The sequence below is a fragment of the Rhizobium sp. UGM030330-04 genome (genome assembly GCF_003208455.1).
Classification (GTDB): Bacteria; Pseudomonadota; Alphaproteobacteria; order Rhizobiales; family Rhizobiaceae; genus Agrobacterium; species Agrobacterium rhizogenes_A.
Genome location: NZ_QKML01000009.1, coordinates 25,430 through 47,803, shown reverse-complemented (window position 1 = coordinate 47,803; position 22,374 = coordinate 25,430). Strand labels below are relative to the sequence as shown.

The following is a 22,374-nucleotide window of genomic DNA, read 5'->3' as shown; positions in this document are numbered from 1 at the left end:
CTGCCGTCCCCTTTCCTGCCGCAAGGACGATCCGCGCCTCGCGCAAGCTTCACCGTTTCTCGACACGGTCTTCACAAATCCGGCGCATGCACCAGCTGCAAAACCCATGCTCGCCGGAAGCCGAACCCATGCCGCACACCAACGATGCCGTCATTCAAGCAGAAAAATTTCCGGTCACGGATGATCGGCCGCAGAAGGCTTCGGAGGCAGCCGATTGCACCTTGTTCTGGAAAATCATCACCTTTGTCCAGCGCGTGCGCTGGAAGCGGGCGGTCCTTTTCTGGATGCGCTTCGCCATCAATCCCGTTGTCACCTTTCAATGGTGGCAGTTTCTGGCCGCTTTTTCGGCAAAGCGGAAATTGCCGCCACCCCACGATGAACTGCTGCAGAAACCGCTGTCTAAGTTCCTTATCGGCCAAATCTCGCATCAAAGACGGCTGCATTTTCTCGTGGAGAATTTCGCGATCGCCGACCGTCATTTTACCAGGACGGTCATGAGCGGGCTCTGGACGGGAAGAAATCTGGAGATGGGCGCCGTTCATGGCCGAAACGACGAATACCGGTGCACCCTCGCTCTCGCGGATTGTTGCGGCGGCCGGCACGAGGGCGCTTTCGCCGTCCGGCTGGTGCGCAACCGCGACGACGCCATTCTGTGGACCGCAAAGTTCATCTTTCTGGGAACATGCGGGCACCACCATACGATTGTCGTCGGAGGCATGCAGGGCCCCCGCGCCGCCAAGGAAGAGATGGTGTCGGTCACGCGTGATCTCTGCGGACTTCGTCCCAAGGAGGCCGTGTTGATGGTTCTGCAGGGCCTGATGCCCGAGGGCACATCCGCCTATTTTGCCGTGGCCCGCGCCAGACATCCGATTCACTATCGCCGCGCCCGACGACAGAAAATGCTGATTGCGGATATCGACGCCTTCTGGCGGGAACGCTCCGCGGAACCGGATGAAACATTCGGTTTCAAGGTGCCGGTCTCCACTCTTGAGGGTGCGGACAAACGCAGCCGGATGAAACTGTCTTTCTTCGACATCGGCAGACGCTTTGCCGAAAGCGGGGCCGACAAGGGCGCCCGGGATTCCACCAGCGGAACGGTGACGGGGTCGACAGTCTCGCCTGCGCGGGCTCAGTAGGGCACAACGTATTTGTTGATGGTTATGGGTGATACCCATTGACAAATCTCAGGACTGCGGCTCTTCTACGGCGCATGAATGGGATGTTGCGAGCATCGAAATTGATGGCCCTGTTGTTCCGGCTGGTGATGGTATTGTCACTGGCGGGCTACAGCGTTTCCACCGTCAATGCCGCAATGCATGCTGAAAACGACGTCCAGATTTCGCAGATCGAAAACGATCATTCCTCAGGCCGGGGCCACCACGACGCGGCCGTCCAGGACCACAGTGACCACGCGAATCAGCACGACCACGCCAGTACGGAAAAAACAAAGAACTCCTGCTGTCAGGATTATTGCGGCGTAGCGGCCATTCCGTGCCCTTCCTCGTCACTGAGCCACCCGACCGTCATTTCCCTTCGCGCGTTCATCGACGATACGAACGCCGCCGGTCTGGCACCGAAGCTTCAGCGCCCACCGAATATCTGAAATCCGGAACCGCTTCGCGGGCTTTCCTGCACCTGCATGCGTGAGCGTGCTGGAGCAACCATGATCTTATTCCCGGATTTTCACCATGAAACGTTTGTTCCTGGTGGTTGCCCTGCCGCTTTTTGCCGGCGGATGCGCAGCCACCTTACCTGAAGTCGTCGTATCGCCCGACAGCCCCGACGCTATCTCCAGCCTCAGGCCCATTCCCTACCAAAACCCGATCGGAGCTTACACGCACCGCGTTCCCGTCGATCCGAAACCCTGGCGTGGTCTGAACGACGCACAAGCGCCGGCAAAGGGAGGCGCATGATGATCGTACGCCATATCAGGCTGGTATCCTCCCTCGTGCTTCCGCTTATCGCGGCTGGCTGCGTGACGACCGACTATGCCGCCAGGGATGCGGGCTTTGCCGATGCGACATTGAAAAGCGCCGAGGCAACCGGCAAGCAGACTGTCTGGGTGCAGAACCAGCAGCAGGCACAGGTGGTGCGCGACCGCGTCAAGGCGCTGATGGCCAAAAAGACCATCGACGTCGAAACCGCCGTTCAGGTTGCATTGCTAAATAACAAGGGACTGCAGGCATCCTATGCGGATCTCGGCGACAGCGCCGCCGATGCCTGGCAGACGCAACTCTCCGTCTTTCCGACCTTTTCCGTCAGCCTGAACGGCATCGGAACGCCCGGGCTTGGCATGTATCGCGTGCTTGAAGGGGCCGTCACCGCCAATATTCTCGCTTTGGCGACCTATGACAAGAATATCAGGCTGGCGGATACGCGCTTCCGTCAGGCACAGGTCAATGCGGCGATCGCCACCGTATCGCTTGCCGCGGAAACCCGCCGGGCATGGATAAACGCCGTGGCTGCCTGGGAAAACGTCGCCTATCTCAATCAGGCGAAGGTTGCGGCCGACGCCTCTTCGGAACTTGCGAAAAAGATCGGCGAAGCGGGTTCGATGCCCAAGGCCAATCAGGCCCGCGAGCATGTGTTTTATGCGGAACTGACGGGAGAAACGGCAAAGGCGCGACTGGCGGCAAAACTCGCCAAGGAAGAGCTGATCCGGCTGATGGGCCTTTCCGGCACGGACGCCGAGTTCCAGATACCCAACCGGCTTCCTTCCCTGCCGAAGACCCTGATAGCGCGCAACGATATCGAGGCGGAAGCAATTCACAAACGCATGGATTTGCAGGTCGCCCGCCTCGAATTGCAGGCAACCGCGCAATCCTATCGCCTGGAAGACGCCACCCGCATCGTCACCGATATCGAGCTGGCCGGAAACTGGGAGAAGGAACGCGAGCGCGAGGACGGCATTACCCGTTCGGACATTGCAAGAACCGGTTCGCTGTCCTTCACGATCCCGATTTTCGATTCCGGGCAGGCGCGTCTGCGCAAGGGCGAGCTCGCCTATATGCGGGCGGCCAACCAGCTGGCCGGGCTGGCCGTCGACATCCGTTCGCAGGCCCGTTCCGCCCATCTGGCCTACAGGTCGAATTACGACATTGCGCGCCATTACCGCAACAATGTCCTGCCCCTGCGCAGCGCGATCGAGGAGCAATCGCTGCTGTCCTATAACGGCATGATTACCAGCACCTTCGAGCTGATCGCCGATACCCGCGAAAAAGTCGAATCCACCATCCTCGCAGTCAACGCCAAGCGCGACTTCTGGCTGGCCGAAGCCAACCTTGCCCCCGTCATCTATGGCGGAAGCACCGGCAGTGCCGCGGCCGAAACCGAAGTCGCGACGTCCGAAGCCCCGGCTGGCGGCGGTCATTGAGAAAGGAAACGGGAATGTTCAGCAGAAGACAATTGCTTGGAGCAGGCGCCGCCGGCGCGGCGCTCGTCTCCTCCAAAACCTGGGCGCAGACGTCCAATATGGGCCTGCCGGAAGCAGCCAGCATGGAGGGTGCCGCGACCCAGACACCCACCCGCCCCTCAACCGGCCCGGATTACAACCCGGTCGTCACCCTCAACGGATGGACACTGCCCTTCCGGATGAACAATGGCGTCAAGGAGTTCCACCTCGTTGCCGAACCGGTGGAACGCGAGATGGCCGAGGGCATGACCGCCTATCTGTGGGGTTACAACGGCCAGTCCCCCGGCCCGACCATCGAGGCTGTGGAGGGTGACCGGGTGCGTATCTTCGTCACCAACAAATTGCCCGAACATACGACGGTTCACTGGCACGGCATGATCCTGCCTTCGGGCATGGACGGTGTCGGCGGCCTGTCGCAGCCGCATATCCCTGTCGGCAAAACCTTCGTTTACGAGTTCGATCTCGTGAAATCCGGCACCTTCATGTACCACCCGCATTCCGACGAGATGGTGCAGATGGCCATGGGGATGATGGGCTTTTTCGTCGTGCATCCCAAGGACCCGGCGTTCATGCCGGTGGACCGGGACTTCGTGTTCCTGCTCAGCGCCTTCGACATCGATCCGGGAAGTTACGTGCCCCGTGTCATGGAGATGACCGATTTTAATCTCTGGACCTGGAACAGCAGGGTGTTTCCCGGCATCGATCCGCTGGTCGTGTCGAAAAACGACAGAGTGCGGGTGCGGGTCGGCAACCTGACCATGACCAACCACCCGATCCACATGCATGGTTACGACTTCGAGGTCACCTGCACCGATGGCGGCTGGGTACGACCCGAGGCGCGCTGGCCGGAAGTCAGCATCGACATTCCCGTCGGCGCGATGCGCGCTTACGAGTTCGACGCCAAATATGAGGGCGACTGGGCGATCCATTGCCACAAGTCGCATCACACCATGAACGCCATGGGTCACGAAATCCCGACATTCATCGGCGTCGACAAAAAGGAAGTCGCCAAGAAAATCCGGCAAATCCGCCCCGAATACATGCCGATGGGCACAGCCGGCATGGCTGACATGGCCGAAATGTCGATGGAGATACCCGAAAACACCGTGCCCATGATGACCGGCTGGGGTCCGCACGGCCCCATCGAAATGGGCGGCATGTTCTCGGTGGTGAAGGTCCGCGAAGGTATCTCCGCGGGCGATTACGCCGATCCGGGCTGGTATGAAAACCCGCCCGGCACACAGGCCTTTGAGTGGACGGGCAACCTGCCCGACGCGCCGAAAGCCAAAGATGCAAGCACACAGCCACCCTCTGCCCATTCCAACCACGGCTGACCGTCAATCCTCCCAAACGAAAAGGAAAACAACATGAACACTGCAATTCTTGGCCTTGTGCTGGCAGCACTTGCGACCCCCGCTCTGGCGGCCGGCAGCCATGCCGGCGGACACAGCGAGGTCATGGCCGTCGGCGAACCCGGCGACGCCACGAAAGTCACCCAGACCATCCGCGTCAGCATGAAAGAAACGCCGGATGGCAAGATGATCTTCACGCCCAACAACTTCAAGGTCCGCAAGGACCAGACCATCCGCTTCACCGTCAAGAACGAAGGCGAGCTCGATCATGAATTCGTTCTCGATGAAGAAGCGAAGGTCATGGAGCACAAGGCGCTGATGGAGAAATTCCCCGAGATGGAACATGCCGATCCGAACGCCATCCGCCTGGCGCCCGGCAAGACGGGGGAAATCGTCTGGAGGTTCACCAATGACGGCGTCTTCAAGGTCGCCTGCCTTGTGCCCGGACATTACGACGCCGGCATGCACGGCGATGTCACCGTTGCCAAAAAGTAAGCAAACAAGGAAACCGATCCATGAAAACAATCATCAACACCACCCTCGCCGCAGCCCTCTTTCTCGCCTCTGCCGCCGGCGCCTTCGCGCAGGAATTCACCGCCGGCACGGTGAAGAAACTCGATACCAAGGCTAAAAAGGTCACGCTTATCCATGAGGAACTGAAAAACCTGGACATGCCGGCAATGACCATGGTCTTCGACGTCAAGGACGAAGCCATGCTGGCGAAATTGCAGGAAGGCGCGAAAGTGCAATTCGTCGCCGAGCGGGTGAACGGCAAGCTGACCGTGACGCAGCTGAAATAACTGCGGCGGACCCCCCTAGGACCAGCGCGCACCCCTATCGGCAAAACCGGTGGGGGTGCGCCTCATTCGCCTGCGGTACATTAATCGCAGGCGGGTTTTCGCACCGGGCCGAAGACCACGAAGCTGATGGCGGAAAGCAGCCAGACGCTGATACCGGCATAAAGCATGACCAGGCCGAAGCCATCCGCCAGCGCCTGATGGACGAGCACCTCCGACAGGCCCTGCACCGACGAACCGGCAGTTCCCGCCGCAACCTTTTCAGCGAGCAACTGCAATGCGTTCATATCCGTGCCGGACGGCAGCTTTGCCTGAAGCGAAGAGCGGACGCCCTCCACCAGAATGAAGCCCATGACCGGAATATTGATGGCGAGCGAGATCATGCGCGCACTCATGTCGATGCCGGACGCCATGCCGGAACGCGCCGGCGGCACCGCACCCGTGGTCGTGTTGGTGACCGGCGTATTGGTCAAACCAAGCCCGATGCCGGAAAGAATGCAGCCGGGCAGCATGGTGAGCCAGTTGGCATTTTCGATGCCGCTGCCCAGTTTCATCAGCATGAAACCGAGACCGATGGTGAAAAGCCCGGCCGGTATGACAAGGCGTGGCTGATAACGCAGGGACAGGCGCTCCGCCAGCGGCGGCATCACCAGCGCCGGCAGCGTGTAGGCAAGCAGGCCAAGACCGGCGGTGACGCTGTCATAACCGAGACCCGCCTGAAACCAGATCGGCAGATAGATCATGAAGGGCCAGAAACTGATGTTCATTGCCGCCGAGCCGATGATGGCCCCGGAAAACGGCCGGATGCGGAACACGGAAAAATCGAACATCGGCCTTGGCGTAAGCTTTTCCACGATGAGAAAGGCAATGAAACTTGCGACGGACCCAGCAAGGATCAATAACGCCGCCTGACTGGCAAAGCCGAGTTCAGGGCCTTGCGTAATGAAAAACGCAAGGAGAAACACGGCCAGCGACAGCGTGGCGATGCCGGCAAGATCAAGGCGGGTCGCTTCCGGATCAAGCGATTCCCGCACGCCGCCCACTGCAGGCAGCAAAGTGCCGGCGCTGAGCGCCACGTGAACGAGGAACACCCATTCCCAGCTCCACAGCGCGACGATGGCCCCGCCGATAATCGGGCCAAAGCCCAGCCCCACGCCGGAGACGATGCCCCACCAGCCGAATGCCATGCCACGCTCACCGGCCGTGCGGAACTGGTGCGACAGGATGGCGATCTGGCACACCAGCATCGCACCGCCGCTCAGTCCCTGAAGGAAACGCGCCGCAATCAGCACCACCACATTTTCCGTCATTCCGCAGGCAAGTGACGAAAGCGCAAAAGCGGCAATGCTGGCAATGAAGACGCGCTTGCGGCCGAAGCGGTCTGCCAGCGCGCCTGTCGCCATCAACACCACCGTCACGCCGATCGTATAGGCGTTCATGATCCACTGAAGCTGCCGGAAATCCGCATGCAGCACCTGTTCGAGTGTCGGCAGGATTGCCGGGACGCTGGAAATCTCCAGTCCGAACATCAGGGCGGAAAGACAAACGGCAGCGAGCGCCATCGCGCTTCTGCTGCCTGCGGGTGCGGTAACGGCAAGGGTCATTCTTCAGCCTTTCATGGGTCGGATCGCAAAAGCGAAATCCGGTCTGCGGAACCGGACGCAAACTAGCCAAAGCTTGACCATAACTGAATTGGATGATTGGCTATTTCAGAGACAACAGATTGGAATTACCGATATGCGCACGCTGGATGTGGATGCCGTCGAGGCTTTTGTCACCATTGCCGATATGCAGAGCTTCACCCGCGCTGCCGAAGCACTGGGAACCACGCAGGGCGCCATCAGCGTCAAGCTCAAGCGGCTGGAAGACCGGCTGGGCCAGCGGCTGCTTGAGCGCACGCCCCGGTCCGTGCGGCTTTCGGCGCAAGGTGCGGTGTTTCTGGCGCCCGCCCGCGAATTCCTCGCCGCGCATGATCGCGCCCTTGCCGGCCTTTCATCCCCGCGCCGCCGTTTCGGCCTTGGCATTGCCGCCCATGTTGCGGGGCCGGAGGTGCCAACCCTTCTGGCGCGGCTTAATGCCCATGATCCGGGGCTGACGATCGAAGTGCGCATGGACAATTCCCGCGTGCTGCTGGACGCCTTTGACCGTGGCGAAATCGACGCCGCGATCATCCGGCGTGAAGACGACCGGCGCGACGGCGAGGTGCTGGGGGCGGAGCATTTCGGCTGGTACGCCGCTCCGCAGTTCGAACACCGGCAGGGCGAGCCCCTGCGGCTGGCAGCGCTTTCACCCGCCTGCGGCGTGCGCGACATTGCCGCCCGCGCGCTGGATTCGGCCGCCATTGCCTGGACGGAGGTGTTTCTTGGCGGCACCTCGTCGATGGTTACAGCGGCGGTCTCCGCCGGTCTCGCTATTTCCGCGTTTTCCTGCCGTCTTGCACCGCCCGGCACGGTCGAGGTCAGCCAGCGCTTCGGCCTGCCGTCGCTGCCCTCCACCGAGGTCGTGATGTTCTCCACCCTCACCGACAGCAGATCCCGCGAGGCGTTGCGCACGCTTGCCGCTGCATTCCGGGAACATCGGCCCTGATACGGCCTCCAGGTAGCAGCGGATAGCGCCGCCTATTTCAGCGGCTCGCGCGCCTCTTCCAATGTCTTGAGAATATCGATCAAACGTGGCGCCATCTCGCGGATTTCGGTGAGATGAATGGCGGTCAGCCGTTCCAGAACCGCCTGCGCCTTGTCCGTCAGCGCCAGCGTCTGGCGCCGCCGGTCGGCAGGGTCAGTGTGCCGGGTGACATAGTCGGCGGTGACCAGCCGGCCCACCAGTTCCGTTGCCGAATGGGGTGCGATCAGCAACCGTTCGGCAAGCCTGCCGACGGTCATCGCCTCTTCATCGCGATGCCCGCGGATGGCAAGCAACGCCTGATGCTGCTGGGCCGGAAGCCCCTCCTCTTGCGCTGCAGAGGTGCTGAAATCCATGAAGCGGCGCAGCGTGTAGCGCAGGTTGGAAAGGGCCTCGTAATCGGCATCGCTCAGCCTGTCCTTTGGCATTTTCCACACTCCCGATCTCTGCGATTCATCCTGCTCAAGGCGCCCAAGGCGGAAAGATCTCCCCGGCGCCATACGTCCGGCTTAGCGCAGGACGGCGTTCTCCGCCAGTGCGGAGCGGCTGATCGGCGCGCCACTTCCCCACACCCGTGTTGATTTATATCGTATTACGATGTATTGACGCCGCCATCCACATCACAGCAACGGAAAATGCCATGCCGAAAACCACGCCTCACCGCCGGCTACACGATTTCACGGGCGGCCTTGCCCGGCGTGAAGCGGGCGATTTTACGACCGACCGCCGCGTTCTGGCCCTTATCGGCATGGCGCTGATCGTCGGCACCGGCGGCGCTTTCGCCGCAAAGCTGCTGGTGAGCCTGATCGCGCTTGTCACCAATCTCGCCTGGTTCGGACAGCTGAGCATGGCAGCCAGCTCTCCCGCCGAAGCGCCGCGTTCGTTGTGGATGGTGGCAATCCCCGTGCTTGGCGGCCTCGTCATCGGCCTGATGGCCCGGTTCGGATCGGAAAAAATCCGCGGCCACGGCATTCCCGAAGCGATCGAAGCCATACTCATCGGCGGCAGTCGCATGTCGCCGAAGGTCGCCGTCCTGAAGCCACTCTCCTCGGCAATCTCCATCGGCACCGGCGGGCCGTTCGGTGCGGAAGGGCCGATCATCATGACCGGCGGCGCGATCGGATCGCTGTTCGCCCAGTGTTTTCACCTGAGCGCGGCCGAACGCAAAACCCTTCTCGTCGCAGGCGCGGCAGCCGGGATGACCGCCATCTTCGGCTCGCCGATCGCCGCCCTGACACTCGCCGTCGAACTGCTCTTGTTCGAATGGAAACCGAGAAGCTTTATTCCCGTCGCCCTTGCCACCTGCATTTCGGCGTGCTGGCGTCCTTTCCTTTTTGAAGCCGGCGCGCTCTTTCCCCGGCAATTCCACATGGACCTGCCATGGTGGGGGATCGGCCTGTGCGCCATGGTGGGCATCATCGCCGGCCTGCAATCGGGCCTTCTGACGACCCTGCTCTACCGGATCGAGGATGCCTTCGAGGCGCTGCCGATCCACTGGATGTGGTGCCCGGCAATTGGCGGCCTTGCCGTTGGCCTCGGTGGCCTGATCGAGCCGCGCGCGCTTGGGGTCGGTTACGACATTATCGACGGCCTTCTGAACGGCCGGCTGCTGCCGCAGGCGGTCCTGACAATATTGCTGGTCAAGTCCGCCATCTGGCTCATATCGCTTTCGTCAGGCACATCGGGCGGTGTGCTTGCCCCCCTCCTCATCCTTGGCGGCGCACTTGGCTGGCTGGTCGGTCTGGCGCTGCCCGGCGACCCCGGTTTCTGGGCGCTTCTGGGTATGGCAGCGATGATGGGCGGGACAATGCGTGCGCCGCTCACCGGCACCTTCTTTGCGGTTGAACTGACCGGAGACGTCTCAACCCTCCTGCCACTGCTCGCCGCCACCATTTCCGCCTATGCGGTAACGGTGCTTCTGCTACGCCGCTCGATCCTGACGGAAAAGATCGCGCGCCGCGGCCAGCATATCACCCGCGAATACGGCATCGACCCCTTCGAATATACCCGCGCCCGCGACATCATGATCGATACGGTCGATACGTTGCCGGCGGATATGCGCGTCGGCGATGCCTCGGCTTTCTTCGCAACCACCGAAAACACGCATCGGATTTATCCTGTTGTCGATCAACAAGGCGTGCTGAAAGGCATCGTTTCACGCGGCGATGCGCTGCAATGGCAGCAGAACCCGGCGCTTGCCGATCAGAGCCTCGACGAGCGCGTTTCCGACACCTCGGCTCCCGTGGCGCATCCTGAAGATACCATCGGTTATGTCGCGGATTTGATGCTTGCGACCGACACGGGCCGCATCCCTGTCGTTGATGCGGAAACCGGTCGCCTTGTAGGTCTCGTGGCCCGCAAGGATCTGCTGCGGCTTCGCCATGCGGCCAATACGCTGGAGAACGAGCGCAAGCCCTATCTCGGACCACGCAAAACCGGCCCCGCAAGAGCAGACTGATAAGGCTCATCTGAACAGCCATGGCCGGAAAGCAAGCATCCGCCTTGCCGACCGGCCGCTCCGGCTTTATAGAACAAATGTCGAAAAGGCACGACTTGGTGTGGTCTAGCCCAAGTCCTTTCGGAAACGAAAGCTCTGTCCATGCCGCGCGCATGAGTCCCACGACGAACAACGACGCTATCCATGCGTCAAATTGTTCGTCCGTGTGGTTCTCAAAACGATGAGCTGCTCCGGTCGAACGACCAAGGAGCATTTCATGTCAAATACCCCTCAGATTTACGATGTCGTGATTGCCGGCGCTGGTCCTGTCGGCCTTTTTCTCGCCTGTGAGCTACGCTTGGCCAGGGTTTCTGTTCTGGTGCTGGAGCAGGCCCCCGACCCTTCCTCTCCGCTGAAGACACTCCCCTTCGGCATGCGCGGCCTTTCCGTGCCCACCATCGAAAGTTTCCATCGCCGTGGCCTGCTGGAAGACATCACCGAAAATCAGCCAACGAAAGAACAGCCAAACGGCAACCATGGCCTGACTGCGCATTGGATGCAGCAGCAGTGCCGCCCGGGCGGCCACTTTGCCGGCATCCAGTTCTTCCACGATAATATCGATACGTCAAAATGGACTTACCGATTTCCGGATTCAACGCCTGTTACCATGGCCTCCAGCATGGAGGAGATCGAAGCCGTTCTGGAGAGACGCGCAACCGACATGGGGGCCGAGATCAGACGGGGCGCCGGCGTTGATGGTTTCGAACAGTCGGATGTGGGTGTGACCGTTTACGCGGGTGGCCAGATATTTCACGGGCGGTGGCTTGTTGGCTGCGATGGCGGCCGCAGCACGGTGCGCAAGGCGGGCGGCTTCGATTTCGTCGGTACCGATCCGGAATTCACCGGCTATTCCGTTAAGGTCGAAATGGCTGACCCTGAAAAGCTCGCTCCGGGCCGTCACTACACATCGACCGGCATGTACACCTATCAAAAGCCCGGAACCATCGCGATGGTCGATTTCGACGGCGGCCGGTTTCACCGAACCCAGCCGATAACGCCGGAGCATGTGCAGACGGTGCTGCGGCATGTTTCCGGCAGCGACATCACGATAACGGGCCTTAGCCTTGCAACGACATGGACGGATCGCGCCTATCAGGCCACAACCTATCGCAACGGCCGAATATTGCTAGCGGGCGATGCCGCGCACATACACTCTCCGCTTGGCGGACAGGGGCTTAATCTCGGGCTGAGCGATGCGTTCAATCTTGGCTGGAAACTTGCAGCGACGATCCACGGCGATGCCCCGGACGGATTGCTGGACACCTATACCGGCGAGCGGCACCCGGTGGGAGCACAGGTCCTCGACTGGTCACGCGCGCAGGTCGCTCTCATGCGCCCGAGCCGGAGCACAAGAGCGCTGGAAGCCATCATCCGCGATCTCATCGAAACCCGCGATGGCGCGACATATTTCGCCGAGCGTGTCTGGGGTGTTTCCCTGCACTATGAGCTTGGCGGCCAACACCCGCTTGTCGGCCGCAGCGTTCCGGATTTCGCACTGACCGATGGAAGGAAGACCGGCGAACTTCTGAGAGAAGGCAAAGCTCTGCTGTTGGACTTTGGCGCGGATGCATCGCTTGAGGCGCTTGCAGGCCGTTGGAACGGGCGGATTGCTTATGTAGCGGGCAATGCCGTCAACCACCTCTACTTACGCGCCGTGCTCGTGCGTCCCGATGGCATCGTCGCCTGGGCCACGGGGTCAACTCCTGACAAGGAGGAACTTACAGAAGCCGCTAGCCGGTGGTTCGGCACATTATAAACTACATCTGAAGCGGGAAATCAGCTTATGCAGGGTTGAAAAAACTGGCATCGCCCCTTGAAAGCACCAATGGAGTGCTTTATGTATTTCACATGAGCACGAAACTTCTGTCCAACGTCGTTCTAGCACTCAATCTTTCACGGGAAGACCGATCTTCCCTCGAAGAAACGCTGCTTGCCTATCGACGTGCGATGGCAATCCTCGATCAGACCGAAGGCGCCAACCTCGTGGCGCTGCATGCCGCGGCTTACGAGGAGATAAGGGTCAAGACAGGCCTCCCATCCCGCATGGTGACGCTGGCTTTGCGCGACCATAGCCAGCGTGATCCGCAGGAGCAGGTGCGCGACATCCCGCTCGACAGCAAGCTGTTTTCGGTCAAGGGGCCTGACAGCCTCAGCATCGCCACCCTCTCGGGCCGCGTCGTCGTGCCCTACACCGTTCGTGGTTATCACAACGGCTGGAATGACTTTTCAGAAGCGCGTCTCGTTTTCGAGGGCGAGACCATCAGCATCCATGCCGGCATAAAAACCGGCTTCCAACCGAACAGGGAGGCTTCGATGAACAATGAAGGTATTCTCGGGCGGCTCGGGCGTGTCATCGCCGGTGTCATGAACAACGCCGTCGACGCGGCCGAGGCGTCCAATCCGGTCGCCGTTGCACAACAGGCCGTGCGGGAAATTGCCAAAATCGCCGAGGAAGCGCGAACGGCCCTGGGCGTGGCGGTTGCCGCCGGCCATCGCCTCAAATCCAAGGCCGCCGATCTCGATGAGGAAATCAGCGACCTCGACGACAAGATCAGGATCGGGCTTGAAAACGGCCGCGAAGATCTGGCCCGGGCCGCAACCGGGCTGCAGATCGATCTGGAGGCGCAGCGCGAAGCGCTGAACAAGGCAATCCTCGAGAATGCCGCCGAAATTGCCGAGGCGGAAACCACCTTGCGCAGCATCGCCTCTGCAAAGGCGGATGCGCAAAAGCGGCTCGAAGATGCCAAGCGTGCCGAACGCGCCGCACCTGCCAGCGTGGACGCCACCCCGTCCCAGCGCAATGACCGCCGCCTGGCCGAGGCGCTGGAAGCGATCGAAAGGGTGACCGGCACACCGGCCAAGCCCAATACCGGCGCAGCCGAGGTGGAGGAGCTGGGCCGCATGCAGCGACAGAGCGCCATCGAAGCGCGGCTCAAGGCTTTCCGGGAGGGACAACGCTGATGGAGGGCATTGTCCAGCCAGGCACCGCGCCCTTCTGGATCGCCCTCTTGACGGTCGCTGGCCTCGGCATTGTCGAACTCGTCTCGGTCCTGCTCGGCGTATCGGCCTCCGGGCTGCTGGACGACAGTTTCAGCTACCATGCGCCAGGCGATACCGAAGCGGGGTTGCTGGGAAGCTGGATGTCGTGGCTCAACGCCGGCGGCGTGCCGCTGCTTGTTCTCGCGGTCATTCTGCTTTCGGTTTTTGCCGTTACCGGTTTCTTCATTCAAGGGGTCGCTTCCACGGTGCTTCTCGGACCCTTGCCGCTCCCTCTGGCCATGACCGGCGCGGTTGCTGCGGCCATTCCGGCCACGCGGTCGCTCAGCCTTGCTGTTGCAAAGGTCATTCCACGCGATGAGACCAACGCGCTTGAGCAGGCCGACTTTCTGGGGCTCACAGGCGTCGTCACCATCGGGCCGCTTGACCAGGGCAAGCCCGGCACCGTGCGGGTCAAGGACCGGCATGACAATATTCACTTCCTGCGCGCGCAGGCCGCATCCGGTCACACGATCGATACGGGTGCGCAGGTATTGATCGTCGATGGGGCGGATGGGCTTTTCCAGGCCATCCCCGCACCGCCGGATCTGAAAAATTCATAATAGCAGGCACAACAGGGGTTAATTCACCATGGACTTCTTTTCTTTGAGCCTGATTGCCGGTGCCATCGTCACGGCGATCGTCGTCATCGGCATCATCATGACATCGCTTTATACGCGCTCGACGCGCGACAAGGCCTATGTCAGAACCGGCCTTGGCGGCAAAAAAGTCGTACTCGACGGCGGCGCAATCATTCTGCCGATCTTCCACTCCTATTCCTGGGTCTCGCTCAGCACGTTGCGGCTGGAAGTGAAGAGATCCGAACATGAATCGCTGATCACCAAGGATCGCATGCGCGCCGATATCACCGCCGAATTTTATGTGCGCGTAAAACCTGACGCCGAAAATATCGCGCTCGCCGCCCAGACGCTTGGCGACCGGACAAATGATGCCGATGCGCTGAAATCCCTGGTCGAGGCGAAGTTCGTCGACGGCCTGCGCTCGGTTGCCGCGACCATGTCGCTGCGCGACCTGCAGGAACAGCGCGCCGAATTCGTCAAATCCGTGCAGGCGGCCGTCGCCCACGACCTGCAGTCCAACGGTCTGGAGCTGGAATCGGTGTCGCTGACACGGCTCGACCAGACCGACATCAAGCATTTCAACCCCAACAACACCTTCGATGCGGAGGGCCTGACGGCGCTGACGCGGATCACCGAGGAGCGCAAACGCGAGCGCAACCAGATCGTCCGCGACAACGAAGTCGAAATCGCCACCAAGGACCGCGAAGCCGTGCTGCGCCGCCTGACCATCGAGCGCGAACAGCGCGATGCGGAACTGACGCAGGAACGCGATATCGCCAACAAAACAGCGGAAACCCGGGCAGAGGCGGCACGCGCCGAACAGGCGGCCCGTCTGAACGAGGAGACCGCAAAGCTCGATACCGAACGGGGCATTGCCGAGCGGGACGCGGAAGCCCGTCAGGCGCGCGAGACCGCCCGCATCGAAGCGGAGCGCGGCATCGCCGAGCGCGAGGCGGAGGCCCGCAAGATCACCGAAACCGCCCGGATCGAAGCGGCGATCGCCGTTGCCCAGAAGGTGGAGCAGGAACAGGCTGCGCGTGCCAAGGCTGATGAAGCCAAGGCAGCCGCCATCACCGCCGAAGAACAGGTGGCAACCGCCCGCGAAGTGGAAATCGCCGAACGCGCCAAACGCATTGCCGTGATCGACGCCCGCAAGGCGGCCGAACAGGAAGCGACGGCGATCACCGTGAAGGCGGAAGCCGAACGCGAAGCTGCGGAAAATCTTGCCGCCGCCGCCAAGATCGGCGCCGAGGCCGAAGCGCAGGCCGCCAAAATCCGCGCCGAAGGCGTCATCGCGCTCGGTGATGCCGAGGCGCAGGCGGAGCGTGCGAAAAACGATGCACGCAATGCGCTTTCCGGCGACATCATCGAATTCGAACTTGCCCGCGCAAGGATCGCCATCATCCCCGAGGCGCTGGCCGAAGCGATGAAGCCGATCGAGAAAATTTCCGACATCCGCATCTTCAGCGCCGGAAATCTGGCCGGCGCGCTCGGTGGCGGTAGCGACGGGCAAAGTGGCAATGGCCTGGGCGACCTTTCAAGCCAGCTGCTGAGCTTCACCGCGCAGAAGCCGGTTCTCGATGAAATCCTCGCACAGGCCGGCTTCAAGGGCGCCGACCCGACACAGGCCCTGCTCGCGGCATCGATTACGAATGCCACGGATCGCCCAACGCCGGAAAGGCAACCAGCGAAGGAAACGTAAGGAAGCCCGGCATTCCTTCCGGCAATGACACCAAGCGCGGTCACCCTGGCGGTGGCCGCGCTTTTTGTTCCAGGCTTGTTTTGAGAGACCTTACCTACCACACACAGGATTACAGCCCCGCAGTCGGGTCCCGCCATTCGCGGAAACAGGCCTGGAGAGACTGCCGCAGGCTGTGCTCCAGCGTATCGAACGCGGTCATGTTCTGACGCGCCAGCGAAATAACCCATGCGCCCTGAAGCCCGATTACCAGTCTCTCGGCATCGGCCTCCGGGTGCTGACTTCCGAACCGCCGTGCCTGGGCAGCGATCCGGGCCAGCCAGTCACCGAGCACATCCGCACCGATCTGGCGCAAATCGGGCTTTTCATCCCCGGCCTGAATGATGCTGAGCACGGGGCAACCCATGATCCGGCCGTTGTCCTGCGAAAGGCGGGCTATTGCGCGGCAGAGCGCCACCGAACCGATGGCGAAGCTCTCCGCATCATTGAAACTCGCATCGATCAACTCGGCGATCTTCCGGCCCGCCCACCGTGTCGCCTCGGCGGCGAGCTGCTCCTTGCCGCCGGGAAAATGATAATAGAGCGAGCCTTTCGGCAGGCCCGCTTCGGCAAGTATCTCAGCCAGCCCAACACCCGCATAACCGCGCCGCCGAAACAGCGCGGAGGTGGCCCTGATCAGGGTATGGCGGTTTTTGCTCTCATCCATCCCCATGTTTTAAACACTGTAGACCGTTCGGTCCAGCAATGTTATTAGACCAATCGGTCCAAAGGGAGCGAGGTATGGATGACTGACATCGCAGAAAGCCGGGAAATCAGTATCGCCTCGGAGGGGAACATGCTTGCCGGGCGGTTTTTTCCGCCTGTGGGACCTGTAGCTGCTCACCTTGTCCTTCACGGTGCCACCGGCGTTCCCGCGCGCTATTATCGTGCCTTCGCCACATGGGCGGCAAGACAGGGCATCGGCGTCCTGACCTATGATTACCGCGACTTCGGCGCATCGCGGCGGCGCCCGATGCGCGAGAGCCGGGCGACGATGGCCGACTGGGGAGTTGCCGACCAGATGGCGGCGGAAACGGCACTTCGCCAGATTGCGCCGCACGGGCCGATCTGGCTGCTCGGCCATTCCCTCGGCGGACTGACATTTCCCTTTCGGCGTCATGACGAGCGGCTTGAACGAGTTATCACCGTCGGCTCCGGCTTCGCCCATGTCAGCGACCACCCGTGGAGTTATCGACCGGCGGTGATCGCGTTCTGGTATCTGCTGGGCCCGCTCGCCACCGCCCTGACGGGCTATCTGCCCGGACGCAGGCTGCTTCTGGGCGCGGATCTGCCCGCCGGAATTTACTGGCAATGGCGCCGCCCGTTTCGATCTGCGCATGATGACGATGGCGGACGATGTCGTGGTTCCGCCTGCCGCCGTCTGGCGTTATGCCGACGCTTTTCCGCCGGGAAGCCTTAGCCGCAGAACCCTGCGGCCGGAAGAATTCGGCCTTACGTCCCTGCGCCATATCGAGGTCATGTCGGAACGTGCCGCAGCGGCATGGCCAGCAATATTAGGGCTGGAGGAGATGCCCACCGGGTCGCGGTTTTAGTAGTCAGCCACCATTCAATCCGTCGCGGGCGGTTTTGCGCGCCTGAAAGCCGACGATCAGCGCAACGCTCAACACCACCAGCGGCGCGATGGCGTGACCGAACTCCCCATTCGACAGGACGGTACCGGCTGCCGCAACCATCACCACGCTGGCAAGCGCCGCACCCGCCAGCCGTGTCGGCCGATATGCGATGAGAAGAGCCGCCGCGAATTCCAGAGTTCCGGTGAGATAGTTGAACCCGTCGGGATAACCCCAGCGTCTGTAATCGGCGAGGATCGTTTCGGATGCGAAGATATTGCCGATCCCGCCGAGAACGAAAAAGGCGGATAAAAGCCAGGCAAGGATGGATTTCCAGGGCAGGTTACGCATGAGGGCTCCTGATTGCGGGCTGAGTGCCATGAAGGAAGGTGGAAACGGCGTCATGCGCGAGACGGGAGACTTCGCCGGCCGGAAGCGGCAAGCTTATGGCCCCGACGAGCGCACGCAGCTGCGGACCGGTAACAACAAGCCCGATAAATTGCTCGGCAAGCTTTTCCGGCGGGAGATTTCCGCGCAATTCCGGTAAGCGCAGACGCAGCCAGTCGGCAAGAATCTCAACGCCCGTATCATGACCGGAACGCAGGATTGCCTGCGCAAGCTCGGGAAAACGTTGCCCCTCGGCAATCATCAGGCGCTGCAATGCCAATGTGCGTGGCTGCAGCACCACCTCAAGCAGCCTCTCGCCAAACATGACAAGCGCCGGACCGATTTCTCCGCTGCCGACATCGAGCTGGCGAAGCGGTGCAGCCTGTTCGTTGCAGAGCCGTGTGATGACATCCACGAACAGCCCCTGCTTGCCGCCAAAATGCTCATAGATGTTTCGGCGCGATCCACCGGCCTTTGCGATGAGCGTGTCCAGCGATACCGCCTCATATCCCTGATCGAGAAAGAGGTTGGCGGCAGCATCCATCAGGGCCTGTATCCGCGCCACACCGCGCGCCGTTGGCAAATGGTCTTCCGTCATGTCCGATTCCTGTTCGCTTTATGGTATGGTATGATACCGTACCATTTTACGCAAGATGTCTGCGACTTGCCGGTTCGCGCCGATGCATTTGCCCGAAAACGATTGCCACTCGCTCCCGATTTGGCTAGAAAGCCCTCGCGCGGGACGACCCGCGCCTTGAAACGTTCCGGGGACGGCCCTGACTCTCAATCTTGGGATCAGGATGACCGATTTACCGAACGCCCTCCCTGTTTCCGACCTTCCATTACACGCACGGTCTTCCTGCGTCCGGCGCAGCCGCGACTCCGGATACCGGCGCATCCCCGTCATTGCCGAAATTTACTGAAGGATCTTCCATGGCCGACCCCATCGAGCAATTCGAAGTCAGACCTATCGTTGAAATCACAGTCGGGGATATCGACCTCAGTTTCACCAATGCCTCGGCATACATGTTCCTCACCGTCACACTGGCCAGTTCATTCCTGCTTCTGGCAACCGGCAAGGCCCGCCTCGTGCCCGGCCGCTGGCAATCAGGCGCTGAACTGCTTTACCAGTTCGTCGCCAGGACATTGCGGGACAATGCCGGTGAACAGGGGATGCGGTTCTTCCCCTTCGTATTCTCGCTTTTCATGTTCATCCTGGTCGCAAACGTGATCGGCATGTTTCCCTATGCCTTCACCGTAACCAGCCAGATCATCGTCACATTCGGCCTGGCCATGATGGTGTTTGGCACGGTCACGCTCTACGGCCTGTTCAAGCACGGCATCGGATTTTTCGGCCTGTTCAAACCCGCCGGCATCCCGGCAATTCTGGCGCCCATCATCGTGCCGATTGAAATCATCTCCTACATGTCGCGCCCGGTCAGCCACTCCGTTCGCCTGTTTGCGGTGATGCTCGCCGGTCATATCACCCTGAAGGTCTTTGCAGGTTTTGTCGTCTCGCTTGCCAGCGTCAATGCCCTCGGCGTGATCGGCGCCATCGCGCCGCTCTTCATGACGGTGGCGATCACCGCACTGGAATTTCTGATGGCCGCCATTCAGGCCTACGTGTTCACCATGCTGACCTGCATGTATCTCAACGACGCCCTGCATCCGGGACACTGACACGCCGCCCGCAATCCGGTTTCGAATGGAATATCTACCGCCATGCCTGATGCCCCTTGCCCGAAAAAGGGACATCAGGCGCGCTGACGCTCCCCGGAAGGCCGGTGCAAACGTTCAAGGATCAGAGGCAAAACCCCGCCGGCACGCAAAATGGCGATCTCCGCCCTCGTTTCGATCGCCGCAGACGCCTCGAAGGAAATCGAAGCCCGGTCGGGCCGCGTGATCGTTACGGGTACCGCACAGCGGGGCGCAATCGACAGGGCATCGGCATCGACACTGATCATGTCGCGAGCGGTCAGCCTGAGCTGCACGGGGTCCAGCCCTTCCGGAAGCCGAAGCGGCAGGACACCCATGCCGATCAGGTTCCAGCGGTGAATGCGCTCAAAACTCGTCGCCAGCACCGACCGAACACCCAGAAGCGCAACGCCCTTGGCCGCCCAGTCGCGGGAGGAGCCCATTCCGTAACGCTCTCCCGCCACGACAACGACCGATCTGCCTTCGGCTTCGTATCGCTGCGCCGCATCCCAGAGAGAAAGCATGTCGCCCGTTCCGGCATGGATGGTCGAGCCGGCGGGAATGCCGGCCTCCAGAAGATTGCGCACCGTCTTGTTGGTGAAGAGGCCGCGTATCATGACCTCCCAATTGCCGCGCCGTGAAGAAAAGACATTTAGATCAAGCGGATTTTCACCGTGCCCGATGAGGTAGCGCCCCGCATCGCCCGCTGCGGGAATGGCACCGGCGGGCGAGATATGGTCGGTCGTAATATCGTCGCCAAGCGCGAGGATCGGATGGGCGTCATAGGCGCCAAGCCTCGTCCCATTGCCGAAGCCGGCGAAAGGTGGCCGCCGGATATAGGTCGACTTTTCATCCCAGGGAAAAAGCGTCGTTGTGGGCGCGGGAAGCTCCTTCCAGGCTTTGCTTGCCTCGGCGGCATCATAGGCGGGGGCGAAATCCGCGATCCGCGACGCCCTCTCCACGGCCGCATCGATCTCGGCAGCGGTCGGCCAGATCATCGGAAGCGTGACGGGCGTACCGTCTTCTGCGATGCCGAGAGGATCATTCATGATATCGAGCTCGACCGTACCGGCCAGCGCGAAGGCCACGACCATGGGTGGTGAGGCCAGAAACCCGGCTTCCAGCTGGGGATGAACCCGGCCGGGGAAATTGCGGTTGCCGGAAAGAACCGCGACGGGAAGAATGTCCCGCTCCGCCATCGCCTTCGCAACCGGGCTGGTGAGCGGACCGGAATTGCCGATGCAGGTCGTGCAGCCGTAACCGACGATGCCGAAGCCGACAGCCTCCAGATCGGCCAGCAGCCCGGCGCGGGCAAGATAATGCTCCGCGGTCGGTGATCCGGGAGCGGTGGAGGTCTTGACCCAATGCGGCGGACGCAGGCCATGGGCGTTGGCTTTGCGCGCCAGAAGCCCGGCGGCGATCAGGAGCCGGGGATCGGATGTGTTGGTGCAGCTGGTTATCGCGGCGATTGCGACAGCCCCGTCGTTCGGCTCACCTTCAAGAGAAAGCGCGCCTTTTTTCCTCATCGCGGCAATCGCCTTGCGCGTTGCACTCACGGAAATCCTGTCCTGGGGGCGGCGTGGCCCGGCAAGGCTTGGCTCGACACTGGAGAGATCAAGATCGAGGGTCGCGGTATAGCGGGGATTGGCGTCGGGATCGAACCATATTCCAACACGTCTGGCATAGGCCTCCACCAAGGCGGCATGATCCGGCGTTCGCCCGGTCTTGAGCAGATAATCGACCGACTGGCGGTCAATCGGAAAATAACCGCTATTCGCTCCGAATTCCGGAGTCATGTTGGCGATGACCGCGCGGTCGCCCGCCGTCAGGCCGGAAACACCCGGCCCGTAAAATTCCACATATTTATCCTGCAGATCGATCTGGCGCAGCAGATGCGTGACGACGAGCGCGAGGTCCGTGGCAAGCACACCCTCTTTCAGCGCTCCCGTCAGCCGGACCCCGACGACATCCGGCACACGGAGGGCGACGGGCATGCCGAAAAAGACGCTTTCAGCCTCCAGCCCGCCGACACCCCAGGCAAGCACCCCGATGCCATTGATCATCGGCGTATGGCTGTCCGTACCGATCAACGTGTCCGGCATGGCCCATAATGTCCCGTCTCGGCACTGCGCGGTCACAACAGTCGCCAGCCGTTCAAGGTTGAGCGTATGCATGATGCCAGTGCCGGGAGGATGGGTCCGGAAATCGGCAAGCGTATTCGTTGCCCATTTCATGAAACTATATCGTTCCGCATTCCGCTCATATTCGCGCTCCATATTGCGAAGAAGAGCGGATGAAGTGGCAAAGACATCCACCGCGACGGAATGGTCGGTCGACACATCCACCGGGACGACCGGATTGAGAAGGGCCGGATCGCCCCCCGCTTCCGCAAGCGCCGAGCGCATTCCGGCAATATCGACCAGAGCCGGGCCGCAGGTCGTGTCATGCATCAGGACCCGGTTCGGCAGAAACGGAATTTCAACCTCGCTGCTACCAGTTTCAAGCCAGTCGATCATCGCGGCTTTCGCGCGGGCCGCATCGTCTCCTCCAGTGCGAAGAACGTTTTCCAGCAATATGCGATGAACATAGGGCATGCGCGCCAGGCAGCTTCCCGCCTCCGCGGGAAGATCGATAATGTCGTAACTGAGGCCGTTTATATCGAGTTTGGTACGCATGCTATTATGTT

At 61.3% G+C, this 22,374-nt stretch carries 21 protein-coding genes; 15 read left to right on the top strand and 6 right to left on the bottom strand.

All coding sequences use genetic code 11. The annotated features are described in order from the left end of the window. The first annotated feature begins 86 nt into the window (after positions 1–86). The 7 genes from N434_RS14925 (at position 87) to N434_RS14895 (ending at position 5,564) form a co-directional block, all read left to right on the top strand. On the top strand, positions 87–1,136 hold the full coding sequence (locus tag N434_RS14925) for a DUF535 family protein (protein WP_353618484.1): 1,050 nt from the start codon (positions 87–89) through the stop codon (positions 1,134–1,136). Between the two features lie 104 nt (positions 1,137–1,240). Beyond that, complete coding sequence (locus N434_RS14920; RefSeq protein ID WP_236771432.1) at positions 1,241–1,603, top strand: hypothetical protein; 363 nt, start codon at positions 1,241–1,243, stop codon at positions 1,601–1,603. Positions 1,604–1,688: 85 nt separating this feature from the next. Next, positions 1,689–1,913, top strand: a complete 225-nt coding sequence (locus tag N434_RS14915) for a hypothetical protein (RefSeq protein ID WP_110758980.1) — start codon at positions 1,689–1,691, stop codon at positions 1,911–1,913. Continuing rightward, positions 1,913–3,373, top strand: a complete 1,461-nt coding sequence (locus tag N434_RS14910; protein WP_110758978.1) for a TolC family protein — start codon at positions 1,913–1,915, stop codon at positions 3,371–3,373. The genes N434_RS14915 and N434_RS14910 overlap by 1 nt, the downstream gene beginning before the upstream one ends. A 14-nt stretch (positions 3,374–3,387) precedes the next feature. Next, positions 3,388–4,746, top strand: a complete 1,359-nt coding sequence (locus tag N434_RS14905) for a multicopper oxidase family protein (protein ID WP_077767865.1) — start codon at positions 3,388–3,390, stop codon at positions 4,744–4,746. Between the two features lie 33 nt (positions 4,747–4,779). Next, the gene (locus N434_RS14900) at positions 4,780–5,259 is read left to right on the top strand and encodes a cupredoxin domain-containing protein (RefSeq protein ID WP_110758976.1); all 480 of its coding nucleotides are present in this window, start codon (positions 4,780–4,782) and stop codon (positions 5,257–5,259) included. 20 nt (positions 5,260–5,279) lie between these two features. Next, the gene (locus N434_RS14895; RefSeq protein ID WP_065116661.1) at positions 5,280–5,564 is read left to right on the top strand and encodes a copper-binding protein; all 285 of its coding nucleotides are present in this window, start codon (positions 5,280–5,282) and stop codon (positions 5,562–5,564) included. Positions 5,565–5,644: 80 nt separating this feature from the next. Here N434_RS14895 and N434_RS14890 read toward each other — a convergent pair whose 3' ends face one another. Beyond that, entirely contained in the window at positions 5,645–7,165 is a 1,521-nt protein-coding gene (locus tag N434_RS14890; protein WP_110758974.1) for an MFS transporter, read from the bottom strand. Between the two features lie 133 nt (positions 7,166–7,298). Between N434_RS14890 and N434_RS14885 the strand changes: the two genes are divergently transcribed. Next, a complete protein-coding gene (locus tag N434_RS14885; protein WP_065116568.1) occupies positions 7,299–8,147 on the top strand; it encodes a LysR family transcriptional regulator in 849 nt (282 codons plus the stop codon). Positions 8,148–8,179: 32 nt separating this feature from the next. On the opposite strand, the gene N434_RS14880 is transcribed toward N434_RS14885, so the two are convergent. Continuing rightward, positions 8,180–8,611 (bottom strand): MarR family winged helix-turn-helix transcriptional regulator, encoded by a 432-nt coding sequence (locus N434_RS14880; RefSeq protein WP_065116569.1) that lies wholly within the window; start codon positions 8,609–8,611, stop codon positions 8,180–8,182. Positions 8,612–8,823: 212 nt separating this feature from the next. On the opposite strand from N434_RS14880, the gene N434_RS14875 reads away from it, so the two are divergent. The 5 genes from N434_RS14875 to N434_RS14855 all read left to right on the top strand — a co-directional run bounded on the left by N434_RS14875 (position 8,824) and on the right by N434_RS14855 (position 15,999). Further along, positions 8,824–10,641: a chloride channel protein gene (locus tag N434_RS14875; RefSeq protein WP_110758972.1), complete on the top strand. Its 1,818-nt coding sequence runs from the start codon at positions 8,824–8,826 to the stop codon at positions 10,639–10,641. Between the two features lie 256 nt (positions 10,642–10,897). Beyond that, positions 10,898–12,436, top strand: coding sequence for an FAD-dependent monooxygenase (locus tag N434_RS14870; protein ID WP_110759171.1), 1,539 nt, complete (start codon positions 10,898–10,900; stop codon positions 12,434–12,436). Positions 12,437–12,528: 92 nt separating this feature from the next. Further along, entirely contained in the window at positions 12,529–13,641 is a 1,113-nt protein-coding gene (locus tag N434_RS14865; RefSeq protein ID WP_146227658.1) for a PspA/IM30 family protein, read from the top strand. Beyond that, a complete protein-coding gene (locus tag N434_RS14860) occupies positions 13,641–14,279 on the top strand; it encodes an OB-fold-containig protein (RefSeq protein ID WP_110758969.1) in 639 nt (212 codons plus the stop codon). The genes N434_RS14865 and N434_RS14860 overlap by 1 nt, the downstream gene beginning before the upstream one ends. Before the next feature lie 28 nt (positions 14,280–14,307). Next, positions 14,308–15,999 (top strand): flotillin family protein, encoded by a 1,692-nt coding sequence (locus N434_RS14855; protein ID WP_110758967.1) that lies wholly within the window; start codon positions 14,308–14,310, stop codon positions 15,997–15,999. Positions 16,000–16,108: 109 nt separating this feature from the next. Here N434_RS14855 and N434_RS14850 read toward each other — a convergent pair whose 3' ends face one another. Further along, positions 16,109–16,702, bottom strand: a complete 594-nt coding sequence (locus N434_RS14850) for a TetR/AcrR family transcriptional regulator (RefSeq protein ID WP_110758965.1) — start codon at positions 16,700–16,702, stop codon at positions 16,109–16,111. A gap of 78 nt (positions 16,703–16,780) precedes the next feature. Here N434_RS14850 and N434_RS14845 point away from each other — a divergent pair, with 78 nt between their 5' ends. Further along, complete coding sequence (locus tag N434_RS14845) at positions 16,781–17,455, top strand: alpha/beta hydrolase family protein (RefSeq protein WP_286172270.1); 675 nt, start codon at positions 16,781–16,783, stop codon at positions 17,453–17,455. Between the two features lie 136 nt (positions 17,456–17,591). Here the strand turns inward: N434_RS14845 and N434_RS14840 are convergent, their stop codons facing one another. Together N434_RS14840 and N434_RS14835 are read right to left on the bottom strand one after the other, a co-directional pair. Further along, entirely contained in the window at positions 17,592–17,957 is a 366-nt protein-coding gene (locus tag N434_RS14840) for a DoxX family protein (RefSeq protein ID WP_110758963.1), read from the bottom strand. Then, positions 17,950–18,591: a TetR/AcrR family transcriptional regulator gene (locus N434_RS14835; RefSeq protein WP_181423988.1), complete on the bottom strand. Its 642-nt coding sequence runs from the start codon at positions 18,589–18,591 to the stop codon at positions 17,950–17,952. The genes N434_RS14840 and N434_RS14835 overlap by 8 nt, the downstream gene beginning before the upstream one ends. Before the next feature lie 335 nt (positions 18,592–18,926). On the opposite strand from N434_RS14835, the gene N434_RS14830 reads away from it, so the two are divergent. Beyond that, on the top strand, positions 18,927–19,673 hold the full coding sequence (locus N434_RS14830) for a F0F1 ATP synthase subunit A (protein ID WP_110758961.1): 747 nt from the start codon (positions 18,927–18,929) through the stop codon (positions 19,671–19,673). A 74-nt stretch (positions 19,674–19,747) separates the two neighbouring features. Here the strand turns inward: N434_RS14830 and acnA are convergent, their stop codons facing one another. Further along, positions 19,748–22,363, bottom strand: a complete 2,616-nt coding sequence (gene acnA, locus N434_RS14825) for an aconitate hydratase AcnA (RefSeq protein WP_110758959.1) — start codon at positions 22,361–22,363, stop codon at positions 19,748–19,750. Positions 22,364–22,374 lie beyond the last annotated feature (11 nt).